This is a genomic window from Xanthomonas hyacinthi (assembly GCF_009769165.1).
GTDB classification, from domain to species: Bacteria; Pseudomonadota; Gammaproteobacteria; order Xanthomonadales; family Xanthomonadaceae; genus Xanthomonas_A; species Xanthomonas_A hyacinthi.
Genome location: NZ_CP043476.1, coordinates 1,887,829 through 1,901,213, shown reverse-complemented (window position 1 = coordinate 1,901,213; position 13,385 = coordinate 1,887,829). Strand labels below are relative to the sequence as shown.

The window sequence follows — 13,385 nt, the reverse complement described above, 5'->3', positions numbered from 1 at the left end:
TCCTCGCCGCAGGGCGTCGCTTTGGAGCGGATAGCATGCAGGTTTTGCCCGCTGCGGCCCAGGCCGGAGTGCTGTCGCATGGCGTCGCGCCGCGGCCTTGTAGAATGCGCGCATGTCGCCTACTCCCTTCGATGCCCTCAAGCCCCTGGCCGGCCGCGCGCTGCAAGCGGCGCTCAACCGCGCGCTGGCGCTGGACCCGGATACCCGCGAGGTGCTGCGTGGCCTCGATGGCCAGCGCGTGGCGCTGACCCTGGAGGCGCCGGCGCTGGCGCTGCAGATCCGCGTGGACGGCACGCGCCTGCAGGTCGGCCCGGTGGACACGGCGCCGGAGCCGGACCTGGCGGTGCGCAGCACCCTCGGCGGGCTGTTCGCGCAGCTGCCGTTCCTGGCCCAGGCACGGCGCGGCGCCAGCCCTGGCGGACGGGTGCGGGTGTCCGGGGATGCCGAGCTGGCGCGGCGCCTGCAGCAGTTGGCGGCGCGCTTCGATCCGGACTGGCAGCGCCCGTTCACCCAGGTGTTCGGCGAGGTGCTCGGCGTGCAGTTCGCCAATGCCGCGCGTTCGGCGCTGCAGCAGGCGCAGCGCAGCGCGCAGGACCTGGCGCAGAGCGCGGCCGAGTTCGTCACCGAGGAATCGCGCGATGTGGTCCCGCGCGCCGAGCTGGAAGCGTTCTACGACGATGTGGATGCGGTGCGCGACGACGTCGAGCGCCTGGCCGCGCGGGTGGCGCGGTTGCAGCCGGGGCGCGGCGCATGAAGGCGATGTTCCGCGCCAGCCGCATCGGCCGGGTGATCCTGCGCTACCGCCTGGACGATCTGCTCGACGGCACCCCGGCCGAGCGCTGGCTGCGCCTGGCCAAGCCGTTCGTGCCGCGCGCCAGCCCGGACATCGCCGCGCAGTCGCGCGGTGCGCGGCTGCGCCTGGCGCTGCAGGATCTGGGGCCGATCTTCGTCAAGTTCGGGCAGATCCTGTCCACCCGCCGCGACCTGATGCCGCCGGACGTGGCCGAGGAATTGACCCTGCTGCAGGACCGGGTGCGCCCGTTCGACGGCGAGGCCGCGCGGCGCATCGTCGAGCAGGCGCTGGGGCAGCCGATCGGTGTGGCCTTCGCCAGTTTCGACACCACGCCGCTGGCCTCCGCCTCGATCGCGCAGGTGCATGCGGCCACGCTGCACGACGGCCGCGAAGTGGTGGTCAAGGTGCTGCGCCCGGACATCGAGCGGCAGATCGATGCCGACATCGCCCTGCTCACCTCGGCCGCCGCGCTGGTCGATCGTGCGCATCCGCGCGCCGACAAGATCCGTCCGCGCGAGGTGGTGGCCGAGATCGAGACCACCCTGGCCGCGGAACTGGACCTGCAGCGCGAAGGCGCCAACGCCAGCGTGCTGCGCCGCTTCTGGCTGCATTCGGACGACCTGTACGTGCCGGAGGTGATCTGGAGCCACACCGCCGAGCGCGCGCTGACCCTGGAACGGGTGCGCGGCATCCCCTCCGACGACATCGCCTCGCTCGACGCCGCCGGCATCGACCGCAAGGCGCTGGCGGCCAAGGGCGTGCGCGTGTTCTACACGCAGGTGTTCCGCGACAACTTCTTCCATGCCGATGCGCACGCCGGCAACATCTGGGTCGACAGCGATCCGGCGCGGCGCATCAACCCGCGCTTCATCGCGCTGGACTTCGGCATCATGGGCCAGCTGTCGCAGGAAGATCAGTACTACCTGGCCGAGAACTTCATGGCCATCTTCAACAAGGACTACCGGCGCATGGCCGAGCTGCACGTGGAGGCGGGCTGGATGCCGGCCAACGTGCGCATCGACGAACTGGAGGCGGCGGCGCGCTCGGTGTGCGAGCCGTACTTCACCCGGCCGCTGTCGCAGATCTCGCTGGCCGAAGTGCTGATCAAATTGTTCCGCGTCGCCCAGCGCTACCAGCTGACCCTGCAGCCGCAGCTGATCCTGCTGCAGAAGACCCTGCTCAACATCGAAGGCGTGGGCCGCCAGCTGGATCCGCAGCTGGACATCTGGGCGGTGGCGCGGCCGGTGCTCGAGCGCATCCTGATCGAGCGCTACAGCCCGCAGCGCGCGCTGCACGAACTGCGCAAGCGGCTGCCGGAAATCATGACCCACGCGCCGGACATGCCGCGCCTGGTGCACAGCTGGCTGCGCCAGCAGGTCGAGGGCCGCCACGAGCTGTCGATGCGCTCGCGCGACCTGTCCGACCTCAACGCGATCCTGCTGCGCATGCAGCGCCGCGTGGTCACCGCGATCACCGGCGTGGGCCTGCTCACCGTCGGCACGCTGCTGTATGCGCTCGATGCCGGCGGGCCGCAGCTCGGCGGCGTGTCGATCTGGGCATGGAGCGTCGGCGGCATCGGTGCGCTCAGCCTGCTCTTGGCGTGGTGGCGGCGCTAGGCGCCTCGCCGCCGCGATCGAACGGCCCGCGCGGGCCGCGGTTCTGCGTTTTTCAGCTTGGGAGCTGCGTATGCCCTGGATCCTCGGCAAGTACCTGATCACCGCCGCGCTGGTGGTGGCGATTTCCGAAGTGGCGCGGCGCAGCGACCGGCTCGGTGGGCTGATCGCGGCCTTGCCGCTGGTGACTGTGCTGACCCTGATCTGGCTGCAGCTGGAGCGGCAGCCGCAGGCCAAGATCGCCAACCATGCCTGGTATACGTTCTGGTACGTGCTGCCGACGCTGCCGATGTTCCTGGCGTTTCCGCTGCTGTTGCCGCGGCTCGGCTTCTGGTGGACGCTGGCCGCGTGCGCGCTGCTGACCATCGCCTGCTTCGGTGCATTGGCGCTGGGCGTGCGCCGCTTCGGGATCCAGTTGCTGTAGCGCACCGGCGTGGCGGCCGCCCGCGACAGGCGGCCGCCATCGCCGTGGACACGGCGGCTCAGTGCCCTGCCGGCACGTCGGCTACCTTCGCAAAGAAGTCGTAGATGCCCTGATCGCTCATCTTGCGCGCATTGGCCAGCTCGCCGGCCCTGGTGGTATAGCGCGGCGTGCCGTCGGCGCCGACCACCACCGCGGCCGGGATGCCCTTCTGGATCGGGTCGCCATAGGCCTGGCTCAATTCGAGGTTATGGTCGAAGTTGCCGACATCGATCTTGACCACTTCGAAGTGCGCGTTCACCAGCGCAGCGTTCTTGGCCGTGTGCAGCGAGGCGTCGAGCGCGCGGCAGTCGCCGCACCAGTTGGCGCCGAAGATCAGCAGGGTCGGCTTGTGCGTCTTCTTGCCGGCGGCCAGCGCCTGCTTCACCTGCGCCTTGGCGTCGGCCGCGGCGTCGTAGGGCAGCTCCAGCGCGTGGGCCAGCGGAACGGCGGTCAGCAGCGACAACAGCAGCCAGCGTTTCATTGGAACTCTCCGCAGCGTGGGGGGAGGGATCATCGTCGAGCCGCGGCGGCGGCGTCAACGGCCTGCGCAACACGCAGCGCGACGGACGCATTGTGGCGCGGCGATGCGGCACGGATAATCCGGCGGTGAGCGCCTCCCCCGATTCCCTGCAGATCCTCTATCTGGACCCGTTGCTGGCCGTGGTCGACAAGCCGGCCAGGCTGATGGTCCACGACAGCAAACTGGCCCGCGGCGAGGACGACTTCCTCGCCGATCGCCTGCGCGTGCAGTTGGGGCGGCCGATCTTTCTGGTGCACCGGCTCGACCGCGCCACCAGCGGCTGCCTGCTGCTGGCCTTCGACCGCGACACCGCCAGCGCGCTGGGCAAGGCGCTGATGGGTGGGGGGTGGACAAGGACTACCTGGCGGTCTGTCGCGGCTGGCCGGCCGAGGAGCGCTTCGACGTCGATCACGACCTCGACGGCGGCCCCGGCAAGCCGTTGAAGAAGCCGGCGCAGACCCGCTTCCAGCGCCTGGCCTGCGGCGAACTGCCGGTGCCGTCGGGCGAGTTCGGCACCTCGCGCTACGCGCTGCTGCGCTGCAGCCCGGTGACCGGGCGCTTCCGCCAGATCCGCCGCCACCTCAAGCATCTGTCGCATCACCTGATCGGCGACACCAGCCACGGCGATGGCCGCCACAACCGCATCTTCCGCATGCACGGCGTGCACCGCATGCTGCTGCACGCCGCGCGGCTGACGTTCCCGCATCCGGACGGGCGCCGGATCGAGGTCGCCGCGCCGCTGGATGCCGAGTTCGTGCGCGCGTTCGGCTTGTTCGGGTGGTCGGCGGCGCCGTGGTCGCGCGGCGAGGCGGCTGCGCGCGGCGAAGCGGTTGGCTAGCGCGATTCTTCGAGCGGTTTAAAGCCGGGAGGATCTTGTGGGCGACTTCAGTCGCGACAGGCGTTACCGGGGAAAGCCCGTCGCGACTGATGGCCAAGGCCACCTACAGCTGGCGTGGTTTGATCGGAAATATTCCCGGCGGTCTTGGGCGATGTCGGCCCGGAGCTGTGCCAACGCCGGTAAAGGCCGCCGCTTCGTTCGTCGCGGTTGAAACCGCTCCCACAGGGAAGGCGAGGCGTCACGCGGTTGCCGTGGCGAAGGCCTAGGGCTTCGCAGTCGGCGTGTTGACGGTCTGCTCCAGGTCCTTCTGCAGGTCGGCGAACAGCGGGGCGATCTTCTGCTGGATCGCGCCCATCAGGTTCTGCATCAGCTGCGGGGTCTTGTCGAGCATGCTCTGGCCGGCCGGACTCTCGTAGAACTCGGCCATCGCCAGCACGTCCTGCTTGGAGAACGACTGCTTGTACAGGTTCACGTACAGCGGGCGCATTTCCTGCCACGACAGCGCCTTGCGTACGGTGGCCTGGGTGCGCTGCTGGATCTGCTGCACTTTCTGCTGCTGCGCCGGCTCGAGCGGGCGCTGCGCGGTCAGCTGCGCGAATTGCTGGCGCTGCATGGCCTCGATCTGCGGCAGCATGCTGTCGAGCATGTTCTGCGCGCGCGCGGCCGACAGCAGGCGGTTGACGTCGCCGTCGCTGGGCGGCTCGGCCAGCGCGGGAGCCGCGGCCAGGGCCAGCAGCGCGGCCAGCAGCAGCCGCTGCGGCCAGGAACGGAAAAGCGGCGGGGTCGGGTTCATCGAGCGTCCTGCAAGGCTATGACCGGCGGCCAGGATACGGGAATCGCCACGGCGCGGCCGCGGGCCTTGGAAAATCAAGCCATCTGATGGATGCCCTACAATTCGCGGATGGGTAACGGGGCCATCCACATCTCGAGCAGCCTGGCGATTCCGGAAACCGAAATCGTCGAGCGCTTCGTGCGCGCCAGCGGCGCCGGCGGGCAGAACATCAACAAGGTCTCCAGCGCGGTGGAACTGCGTTTCGATCTGGCCGGCTCGCCGTCGCTGCCGGAGCCGCTGCGTGCGCGGCTACTGGCGCGGCGCGACCGCCGCATCACCGCCGAGGGCGTGCTGGTGATCGATGCGCAGCGCTTCCGCACCCAGGACCGCAACCGCGACGACGCGCGCCAGCGCCTGGCCGAGTTCATCGCCGCCGGGCTGTCGGTGCCGAAACGGCGCATCGCCACCAAACCCTCGCATGGCGCCAAGCTGCGGCGCCTGGACGCCAAGCGCGAGCGCAGCCAGATCAAACGCGGCCGCTCGCCCGGCCGCTGGGAGTAACTTTTGACCGAACGCGATTTTTCGTTGCCGCCCGCCACCCCCAACATGCCGATGGTCAAGCCCAGCCGCTTCGGCCGCTGGCTCGGCCGCACCGCGCTGCGCCTGGCCGGCTGGCGGGTGGTGGGCCAGTTCCCGGACGTGCCGAAGCTGGTGATGATCGTCGCCCCGCACTCGTCCAATTGGGATGGGTTCCTGGGCTTCGCGGTCAAGTTCGCGGTCGGCTTCGAGGTGCGCGTGCTGGGCAAGACCCAGCTGTTCTGGTGGCCGCTGGGTCCGCTGCTGCGCAAGCTCGGCGGCATCCCGCTGGACCGCAAGTCGCCGCGCGGGGTGGTCGAGCAGGCGGTGGCGCTGATCCGGCAGGCGCCGCGCATGTGGTACGTGATCACCCCCGAAGGCACGCGCAAGCGGGTGGAGAAGTGGAAGGTCGGGTTCTGGAAGATCGCGCATGGCGCCGAGATCCCGATCTTCCCGGTGTACTTCGACTATCCCAGCCGCACCGTCGGCCTCGGCCCGCTGTTCCACAGCAGCGCCGACATGCACGCCGACATCGCCGCGATCCGCACCTGGTACCGGCCGTGGCGCGGGAAGCATCGCGATACGTTGTGAGGCTGGCCGGCACGTCGATGCGGATGCGGTTGCTGTAGAGCGGCTTCAGCCGCGACGGGCGCTATCGGTAAAGCCCGGTCGCGGCTGAAGCCGCTACATTGAACACCTCAGCGAATCCGGAACCCCATCGTCGCTTCCACCGCCTGTTGCCAGCCGGCGTACAGCTCCTCGCGGCGCTCGGCCGGCATGCGCGGCTCGAAGCGGCGGTCCACTGCCCACTGCTGCGCGATCTCGGCGCGATCCTTCCAGAATCCGGTCGCCAGGCCGGCCAGGTAGGCGGCGCCCAGCGCGGTGGTCTCGGCCACCTCCGGGCGCAGCACCGGCACGTCGAGGATGTCGCTCTGGAACTGGGCCATGAAGTCGTTGCTGATCGCGCCGCCGTCGGCACGCAATTCCTTCAGTTCGATGCCCGAATCGACCTGCATTGCGGTCAGCACGTCGCGGGTCTGGTAGGCCATCGATTCGATCGCGGCGCGGATGAAATGTTCCTTGGTGGTGCCGCGGGTCAGCCCGAACACCGCGCCGCGGATGTCGCTGCGCCAGTACGGCGCGCCCAGGCCGACGAAGGCCGGCACGAAGTACACGCCGTCGTTGTCGCCGGCGCGCTCGGCGTAGGCTTCCGAATCGCTGGCCTTGCCGAACATGCGCAGGCCGTCGCGCAGCCACTGCACCACCGAACCGGCGACGAAGATCGCCCCTTCCAGCGCGTATTCGACCTTGCCGTCCACGCCCCAGGCGATGGTGGTGAGCAGGCCGGTGTTGGAGGCGACCGCTTTCTCGCCGGTGTTCATCAGCATGAAACAGCCAGTGCCGTAGGTGTTCTTGGCCATGCCCGGCTCGAAGCAGGCCTGGCCGAACAGCGCCGCCTGCTGGTCGCCGGCGATGCCGGCGATCGGCACTTCGTGGCCGTAGAAATACTGGCCCTGGGTGGTGCCGTAGATCTCGCTGGAGGAGCGCACCTCGGGCAGCATCGAGGCGGGGATGTCGAGCATCTGCAGCAGCTCCTCGTCCCAGCGCAACTCGTGGATGTTGTACAGCAGCGTGCGCGAGGCGTTGCTGTAGTCGGTGACGTGGACCTTGCCGGCGGTGAGGTTCCAGATCAGCCAGCTGTCGATGGTGCCGAACGCCAGCTCGCCGCGCTGCGCGCGTTCGCGCGCGCCTTCGACGTGGTCGAGGATCCACTTGACCTTGGTGCCGGAGAAATACGCATCGATCAGCAGGCCGGTCTTGGCCCGCACCATGTCCTCGTGGCCGGCGGCCTTGAGCTGCTCGCAGATGTCCTTGGTCTGCCGCGATTGCCAGACGATGGCGTTGTAGATCGGCTGCCCGGTGGCGCGGTCCCACACCACCGCGGTCTCGCGCTGGTTGGTGATGCCGATGCCGGCGATCGCGCTCGCGTCCACCTGCTGGTTGTTCAGCAGCTCGGTGATCGTGGTGTAGACGCTGGTCATGATCTCGCGCGGGTTGTGCTCCACCCAGCCCGGCTGCGGGAAGATCTGCCCGAACTCGCGCTGCGCCATGCCGACGATGTGGCCCTTGCGGTCGAACAGGATCGCGCGCGAACTGGTGGTGCCCTGGTCGATGGCCAGGATGAATTTCTTTTCCATCGGTGACTCCTGCGGGATCGTGAGGCGCGCGCCGCGGCGGCGCCCGGAATGGATGGGGACGTGCCGGCAGCGCCGGCACGGGTGTCGCGTCGGCTCAGGCCCGGCGCGAGGCCGCTGCTTCCTCGAGCGCCTTCACCCGCGCCGGCAGGAACGGATAGATCAGCCACTGGTAGGCCGCGCCGCCGACCACGCCGCCGATCAGCGGGCCGACGATCGGGATCCACCAGTAGTTGTCGGCCGACGGCAGCGCCGAGGACCCCCAGCCGGCGACGTAGGCGAACAGGCGCGGCCCGAAATCGCGCGCCGGGTTGATCGCCCACGCTTCCAGGTAACCCATCGAGGCGCCGATGGTCGCCACCAGCAGGCCGATGATCAGCGCACCGGCATTGGCGGTGGGCGCGGCCTCGTTGTAGCGCTCGGTGATGGCGAAGATGCCGAAGATCAGGAACGCGGTCAGGATCACCTGGTCGCGCAGCGCATGCATCGGCGTGATCGCCAGGCCCGGCGCGGTGAAGAACACGCCGGCCGCGCCACCCGCTTCGCGGGTCAGCTGATGCGCCTGGTTGTAGTGGTCGATCACCGGCGCGAACAGCAGGTAGACGATGCCCGCGCCGAGGAACGCGCCGACCACCTGCGCCGCCCAGTACGGCAGCACCTTGTTCCATGCGAACCCGCGGAACACGGCCAGCGCCAGGGTCACCGCCGGGTTGGCGTGGGTGCCGGAGACCGAACCGGTGACGTAGATCGCGATCGTCACCGCCAGGCCCCAGGCGATGCACACGCCCCAGTAGGCGTGCTGGTAGGGACTGGGGTCGTACAGCACGTACATGCACGCCACCGAGCAGCCGAAGGCGATGATGATCACCATCGCCACCGCCTCGGAAATCAGTTCGCCGAGCAGTTGCCGGTTCATTCGTGCTGCTCCCGCACTGCGGTCGTCGTCTTGCCGGTCATGCCGGTCGTCGTCTTGCACATGCCTGCCACCCTCCACGGTCGTTCCCAGGTTCGCGCGCGGCGGCGGATGCCGATCGCGCGCGGCGATTGCGCACGCGCGGCCGGCGCCCGGGACGGGCACGCCGGCCGCGGTGCTTGCCTCATGCGGGCGCGGCGGCCACCGCGGCCGGCGCCTGCTGCAGATAGTCGCTCAGGCGCTGGCGGCCGGCCGCGTCGATGCGCAGGCCGAGCTTGCTGCGGCGCCACAGCAGGTCGTCGGCCTGGGTCACCCATTCGTGCTGGCGCAGGTAGTCGACCTCGGCCTGGTACAGGTCGGCGCCGAAATGCTCGCCCAAGTCCTGCAGCGAGGCGGCCTCGCCCAGCAGCAGCGTGGCGCGGGTGCCGTAGTTGCGCGCCAGCCGCGTGGCGGTCGCCTCGCTCAGCCACGGCCGCGCCGCGCGCAGTTCCTGCGCCAGCGCGTGGATGTCGCGGCGCTCGCCGCCAGGCAGCGGCGCGCCGCGCACGGTCCAGGCCGGCGCCTTGCGTCCGGCGTGCGCGACCAGCCGGTCCACCGCCTCCTCGGCCAGCTTGCGGTAGGTGGTGAGCTTGCCGCCGAACACGTTGAGCAGCGCCGCGCCGTCGTCCGCATCCAGCTCCAGTAGATAGTCGCGGGTGACTTCGGCGGCGTTGTCCTCCTCGTCGTCGAGCAGCGGGCGCACGCCGCTGTAGCTCCACACCACATCGCTGGGCGCGATCTGCTTGAGGAAGTAGCGGTTGGCGGCCTCGCACAGGTAGCGCGTCTCCTCGGCATCGATCTTCGGCGCGGACGGATCGGCGCGGTAGTCCACGTCGGTGGTGCCGATCAAGGTGAAGTCGTGCTCGTAGGGGATCGCGAACACGATGCGCCGGTCGGGCTGCTGGAAGATGTAGGCGTGGTCGTGCTCGAACAGCCGCGGCACCACGATGTGGCTGCCCTTGACCAGGCGCAGCGCGTGGTCGTGGCCGACCTTGGCCACGTCGTCCAGGAACTGCACCGCCCATGGCCCGGCGGCATTGACCAGTGCGCGCGCCTGCACGTCCTGGCGGCGCCCGTCGGCCTGCTCCAGCAGCACCTGCCAGACGCCGCCGACGCGGCGCGCCGCGACGCAGCGGGTGCGGGTCAGGATCCGCGCGCCGCGTTGCGCTGCGTCCATCGCATTGAGCACCACCAGCCGCGCGTCCTGCACCCAGGCGTCGGAATAGACGAAGCCGGTGCGGAATTCCTCGCGCAGCGGCGCGCCGACCGGGTCCGAGCGCAACGCCATGCGCCGCGAACCGGGCAGGGTGCGGCGGCCGCGGCCGAGATGGTCGTACAGGAACAGGCCGGTGCGGATCATCCACGCCGGGCGCAGGTGCGGCTGGTGCGGCAGCAGGAAGCGCAGCGGCCAGATGATGTGTGGGGCCAGGCGCAGCAGCACCTCGCGCTCGGCCAGCGCCTTGCCGACCAACGCGAACTCGTACTGCTCCAGGTAGCGCAGCCCGCCGTGGATCAGCTTGGTGCTGGCGCTGGAGGTATGCGAGGCCAGGTCATCGCGTTCGCACAGGCACACCGACAGGCCGCGGCCGACCGCGTCGCGGGCGATGCCCACGCCATTGATACCGCCACCGACCACCAGCACATCGTAGATCTCGCGCATTGCCTGACTCCGGAAGCGTCGCGTCCCCGGGCCGGCAAGCACCCGAGTCAACGACGAAGGACGAAAAGATCGTAAACGAACATTTACGAACATAGCACGCTGCGCTGCAGCGTAGCGCCAAGGCAAACCGCTGGTAGTGGCGCATACGCGCGTGGGGGATGGCCGCATTTCCGGCAGCCCACCCACCGCCAATAGCGACGCCGGCAAGGGCTTAACGTAAAAATAATGAAATGATACGAACATAAACGCACACGAAATGCGGGGGCGTCACCTCCGCAAGCCGGTCGCCGGGCTGCCCGGCATCCGCCCCACGCCGGCATGCCTCGACCACGCGCACCGCGTGCGGCGCGGCTCAGTCCGGATCGGCCTGGCTGCCGGCCACCACCTCCGCCTCCCCTTCAGCGCCGCCCTCGGCAACGAACACGCGGGTGCCGGCCTCGGCCAGCACGGCGGCCAGCTCCGGCGGCGGCGCGCGGTCGGTAAACCAGGCCTGGACCCGCGCGATCGGCCCGAGCCGGACCATGGCATTGCGGCCGAGCTTGCTGTGGTCGGCGGCCAGGAACACCTGCCGCGAGTGCTCGATGATGGCCTGTGCCACCCGCACCTCGTGGAAATCGAAATCCAGTAAGGTGCCGTCCGGATCGATGCCGGAAATGCCGATCACCCCGAAATCCACCTTGAACTGGCGGATCAGCTCGATCGTGGCCTCGCCGGTGACGCCCTGGTCGCGGCCGCGCACGCGCCCGCCGGCCACCACCACCTCGAAGCTCGGATTGGCGCTCATCATCACCGCCACGTTGAGGTTGTTGGTGATCACCCGCAGCCCGCTGTGCCCCATCAGCGCGCGCGCCACGTCCTCGTTGGTGGTGCCGATATTGATGAACAGCGAGGCGTCGTCGGGGATGTGCTGCGCCAGCAGCGTGGCGATGCGCCGCTTCTCCTGCGCCTGCAGCGACTTGCGCGCCGCATAGGCCAGGTTCTCCACGCTCGACGGCAGGCTGACCCCGCCGTGGTAGCGGCGCAGCAGGCCGGCCTCGCACAGCAGCGCCAGGTCGCGGCGGATCGTCTGCGGGGTCACCTCGAACCGCGTGGCCAGCCCCTCCACTTCGGCATAGCCCTGCTGCCGCACCAGCGCCACCAGGCGTTCCTGGCGCGGATTGAGCGCGGGCACCGCGCTCGGCTTGGGGGTGGTCGTGTTGTCCATGCGCCGATGATGGCGCATGCGCGAGCGGATGCAACAGCGGTGGCCGCGCCGGCCGCGATCGCGCGAACCGGACAGCGGACACCATGCGTCGGCGCCGCGCCGCGCAACGCCCTGGCAGACCCGACGCGGCCTACTCGGGATGAATCGCACGGCCTAGACTACGCACCCGCCGGACGCTACCGGCAGCACCGGACCGGCCATGATCAACAACGACGTACTGCGCTCCATCCGCTACCTGCTCGACCTGAGCGACCAGATGATTGTGGACACGGTCCAGCTCGCCGATCCCGCCCTCCCGATCGACAAGACCCAGGTGCCGGCCTACCTGAAGAAGGAAGACGAGGACGGCTTCGTCGAATGCAGCGACCGGGTCCTGGCGCATTTCCTCGACGGGCTGGTGTTCCACTACCGCGGCCGCGACGAGCGTCTGCCGGCGCGCCCGGTGGAAATCCGGGTCACCAACAACGTGGTGCTGAAGAAGCTGCGCGTGGCGTTCCAGCTCAAGGACGTGGACATGCACCAGATCTTCGCCGATGCCGGTTTCCCGGTGTCCAAGCCGGAGCTGTCGGCGCTGTTCCGCCAGCCCGAGCACAAGAACTTCCGCCTGTGCGGTGACCAGCTGCTGCGCAACTTCCTCAAGGGCCTGACCTTGCGCATCCGCGCGGCGGGCTGAGGCGACGTGCGTGGACTGGCTGCTGCCTGCAGGAGGGACTCTGGGTGGCCTCGGGCCATCCGCTCTTGCCCCCTGTTTTGCGGACACCGGGCCAAGCGACAGGGGATGGCGCGAACTGTGGTGCCGCTTGCGGTTGAACAATGAAGCGGCTGGGGCGGAGCGGGGGGCGCGTTACGGGGCAGGGGCGGCCCGTGGTGGAGACGGCGCTTCCGGCGCGCATGGCGTCGGCGCGTTCTGGGCGCTGATGGTCGCTGGCAGCGCCGAACCGGCGCCATTCGTCGAAGCGAAACGCTCGCGCGTGCACGTCGCCGATGCTGCGGCGACAGCTAGCGCCGCAAGCAGGGCGCGCGATCGAAAACTACAACGTCGCTTTGAGCGGGTCATGGCGCGCGGCAGCGGCCGTGCGGTGGCGCAAGCATTGTCCGTGGCCGACGAGGATGCAGCGCGTCCTGCCGGGCCGCGCGCAGGCGCGTCGGCCGGGTTCAGCCGGCGACGCGGAGCACGCCGTTCTGGCCGCCGGGCGGCACGCCTTCGAACTGGGTCAGGGCGGCGACCAGTTCGGCATGCAGGCGGATGCGGCCCATCTCGCGCATGATGCGGATGTCCTCGTGGCGCAGTTCGCGGTTGGCCACCACCTCGCGCTTGTACTCGAGGATCTCCGGATACTTGCGCGCCATGTTCAGCGCGTCGGCGACGCACTCCACCGTATCCGCATCGGCCGACAACGCCTCGCGGCTGTTGAAGGCGGTGAGCCAGCGCTCGAAGCCGGCGGTGCGGTCGAACATGTTGGCGATGAACCAGATCACGAACAGGATCGCGACCCACGAGCTGAACACGATGACGATGCGCGAGAAGGTCACGTGGTAGTCGTGCTGCCACAGCTGATTGGTGATGACGCCGAGGATGACCAGCGAGATCGCCTGCCAGCCGATGATCGAGGCCACCAGCCATTGCTGCTTGGCCTGGGCCAGCAGGTCCACTTCCGCACGCAGCTGCGTCTCGCTCTTGTGCTGCCAGTGCGCCACCTGTTCGGGGAACGAGCGCTGGTGCAGCGCGTTGTCCTCCAGCAACAACCCCAACCCCTTGAACAAAGCGATCATGACAGGCTCCCTGCAGATGCGGTGGC

The 13,385-nt window shown here is 69.4% G+C and carries 13 protein-coding genes and 1 pseudogene; 7 read left to right on the top strand and 7 right to left on the bottom strand.

The window, feature by feature from the left end:
• Window positions 1-112: 112 nt before the first annotated feature.
• The 3 genes from FZ025_RS08560 to FZ025_RS08550 all read left to right on the top strand — a co-directional run bounded on the left by FZ025_RS08560 (window position 113) and on the right by FZ025_RS08550 (window position 2,830).
• A complete protein-coding gene (locus FZ025_RS08560) occupies window positions 113-754 on the top strand; it encodes a ubiquinone biosynthesis accessory factor UbiJ (protein WP_046979507.1) in 642 nt (213 codons plus the stop codon).
• Window positions 751-2,409, top strand: a complete 1,659-nt coding sequence (gene ubiB, locus FZ025_RS08555; protein ID WP_104558383.1) for a ubiquinone biosynthesis regulatory protein kinase UbiB — start codon at window positions 751-753, stop codon at window positions 2,407-2,409. The genes FZ025_RS08560 and ubiB overlap by 4 nt, the downstream gene beginning before the upstream one ends.
• Window positions 2,410-2,479: 70 nt before the next feature.
• Window positions 2,480-2,830 (top strand): DUF3147 family protein, encoded by a 351-nt coding sequence (locus FZ025_RS08550; RefSeq protein ID WP_046979509.1) that lies wholly within the window; start codon window positions 2,480-2,482, stop codon window positions 2,828-2,830.
• A gap of 58 nt (window positions 2,831-2,888) precedes the next feature.
• Here FZ025_RS08550 and FZ025_RS08545 read toward each other — a convergent pair whose 3' ends face one another.
• On the bottom strand, window positions 2,889-3,350 hold the full coding sequence (locus FZ025_RS08545) for a thioredoxin family protein (RefSeq protein WP_046979510.1): 462 nt from the start codon (window positions 3,348-3,350) through the stop codon (window positions 2,889-2,891).
• A gap of 89 nt (window positions 3,351-3,439) precedes the next feature.
• Here FZ025_RS08545 and FZ025_RS08540 point away from each other — a divergent pair.
• A pseudogene (locus tag FZ025_RS08540) lies at window positions 3,440-4,227 on the top strand (pseudouridine synthase).
• Window positions 4,228-4,489: 262 nt separating this feature from the next.
• Here the strand turns inward: FZ025_RS08540 and FZ025_RS08535 are convergent.
• Window positions 4,490-5,020, bottom strand: a complete 531-nt coding sequence (locus FZ025_RS08535; protein ID WP_046979511.1) for a DUF2059 domain-containing protein — start codon at window positions 5,018-5,020, stop codon at window positions 4,490-4,492.
• A 108-nt stretch (window positions 5,021-5,128) separates the two neighbouring features.
• Between FZ025_RS08535 and arfB the strand changes: the two genes are divergently transcribed.
• Window positions 5,129-5,560 carry an alternative ribosome rescue aminoacyl-tRNA hydrolase ArfB gene (arfB, locus tag FZ025_RS08530; RefSeq protein ID WP_046979512.1) on the top strand — a complete coding sequence of 144 codons (432 nt, stop codon included), beginning with the start codon at window positions 5,129-5,131 and terminating at the stop codon, window positions 5,558-5,560.
• 3 nt (window positions 5,561-5,563) lie between these two features.
• Window positions 5,564-6,166 (top strand): lysophospholipid acyltransferase family protein, encoded by a 603-nt coding sequence (locus FZ025_RS08525; RefSeq protein ID WP_104558384.1) that lies wholly within the window; start codon window positions 5,564-5,566, stop codon window positions 6,164-6,166.
• Between the two features lie 107 nt (window positions 6,167-6,273).
• On the opposite strand, the gene glpK is transcribed toward FZ025_RS08525, so the two are convergent.
• The 4 genes from glpK to FZ025_RS08505 form a co-directional block, all read right to left on the bottom strand.
• On the bottom strand, window positions 6,274-7,773 hold the full coding sequence (gene glpK, locus FZ025_RS08520) for a glycerol kinase GlpK (RefSeq protein ID WP_046979513.1): 1,500 nt from the start codon (window positions 7,771-7,773) through the stop codon (window positions 6,274-6,276).
• Window positions 7,774-7,867: 94 nt separating this feature from the next.
• A complete protein-coding gene (locus FZ025_RS08515; RefSeq protein ID WP_046979514.1) occupies window positions 7,868-8,686 on the bottom strand; it encodes an MIP/aquaporin family protein in 819 nt (272 codons plus the stop codon).
• Window positions 8,687-8,867: 181 nt separating this feature from the next.
• Window positions 8,868-10,382 carry a glycerol-3-phosphate dehydrogenase gene (glpD, locus tag FZ025_RS08510; RefSeq protein ID WP_046979515.1) on the bottom strand — a complete coding sequence of 505 codons (1,515 nt, stop codon included), beginning with the start codon at window positions 10,380-10,382 and terminating at the stop codon, window positions 8,868-8,870.
• A gap of 352 nt (window positions 10,383-10,734) precedes the next feature.
• The gene (locus tag FZ025_RS08505) at window positions 10,735-11,604 is read right to left on the bottom strand and encodes a DeoR/GlpR family DNA-binding transcription regulator (RefSeq protein WP_046979516.1); all 870 of its coding nucleotides are present in this window, start codon (window positions 11,602-11,604) and stop codon (window positions 10,735-10,737) included.
• A 181-nt stretch (window positions 11,605-11,785) separates the two neighbouring features.
• On the opposite strand from FZ025_RS08505, the gene FZ025_RS08500 reads away from it, so the two are divergent.
• Window positions 11,786-12,259, top strand: coding sequence for a YehS family protein (locus tag FZ025_RS08500; RefSeq protein ID WP_046979517.1), 474 nt, complete (start codon window positions 11,786-11,788; stop codon window positions 12,257-12,259).
• Between the two features lie 482 nt (window positions 12,260-12,741).
• Here FZ025_RS08500 and FZ025_RS08495 read toward each other — a convergent pair whose 3' ends face one another.
• Window positions 12,742-13,359, bottom strand: a complete 618-nt coding sequence (locus FZ025_RS08495) for a hypothetical protein (protein WP_046979136.1) — start codon at window positions 13,357-13,359, stop codon at window positions 12,742-12,744.
• Between the last annotated feature and the right edge of the window lie 26 nt (window positions 13,360-13,385).

What these genes read in the sequence shown, in the direction of transcription:
- ubiB (WP_104558383.1), top strand. Translation starts at nt 751, where the DNA reads ATGAAGGCGATGTTCCGCGCCAGCCGCATCGGCCGGGTGATCCTGCGC.
- glpK (WP_046979513.1), bottom strand. Translation starts at nt 7,773, where the DNA reads ATGGAAAAGAAATTCATCCTGGCCATCGACCAGGGCACCACCAGTTCG.
- glpD (WP_046979515.1), bottom strand. Translation starts at nt 10,382, where the DNA reads ATGCGCGAGATCTACGATGTGCTGGTGGTCGGTGGCGGTATCAATGGC.
- FZ025_RS08550 (WP_046979509.1), top strand. Translation starts at nt 2,480, where the DNA reads ATGCCCTGGATCCTCGGCAAGTACCTGATCACCGCCGCGCTGGTGGTG.
- arfB (WP_046979512.1), top strand. Translation starts at nt 5,129, where the DNA reads ATGGGTAACGGGGCCATCCACATCTCGAGCAGCCTGGCGATTCCGGAA.
- FZ025_RS08495 (WP_046979136.1), bottom strand. Translation starts at nt 13,359, where the DNA reads ATGATCGCTTTGTTCAAGGGGTTGGGGTTGTTGCTGGAGGACAACGCG.
- FZ025_RS08545 (WP_046979510.1), bottom strand. Translation starts at nt 3,350, where the DNA reads ATGAAACGCTGGCTGCTGTTGTCGCTGCTGACCGCCGTTCCGCTGGCC.
- FZ025_RS08500 (WP_046979517.1), top strand. Translation starts at nt 11,786, where the DNA reads ATGATCAACAACGACGTACTGCGCTCCATCCGCTACCTGCTCGACCTG.
- FZ025_RS08535 (WP_046979511.1), bottom strand. Translation starts at nt 5,020, where the DNA reads ATGAACCCGACCCCGCCGCTTTTCCGTTCCTGGCCGCAGCGGCTGCTG.
- FZ025_RS08515 (WP_046979514.1), bottom strand. Translation starts at nt 8,686, where the DNA reads ATGAACCGGCAACTGCTCGGCGAACTGATTTCCGAGGCGGTGGCGATG.
- FZ025_RS08505 (WP_046979516.1), bottom strand. Translation starts at nt 11,604, where the DNA reads ATGCGCCATCATCGGCGCATGGACAACACGACCACCCCCAAGCCGAGC.
- FZ025_RS08560 (WP_046979507.1), top strand. Translation starts at nt 113, where the DNA reads ATGTCGCCTACTCCCTTCGATGCCCTCAAGCCCCTGGCCGGCCGCGCG.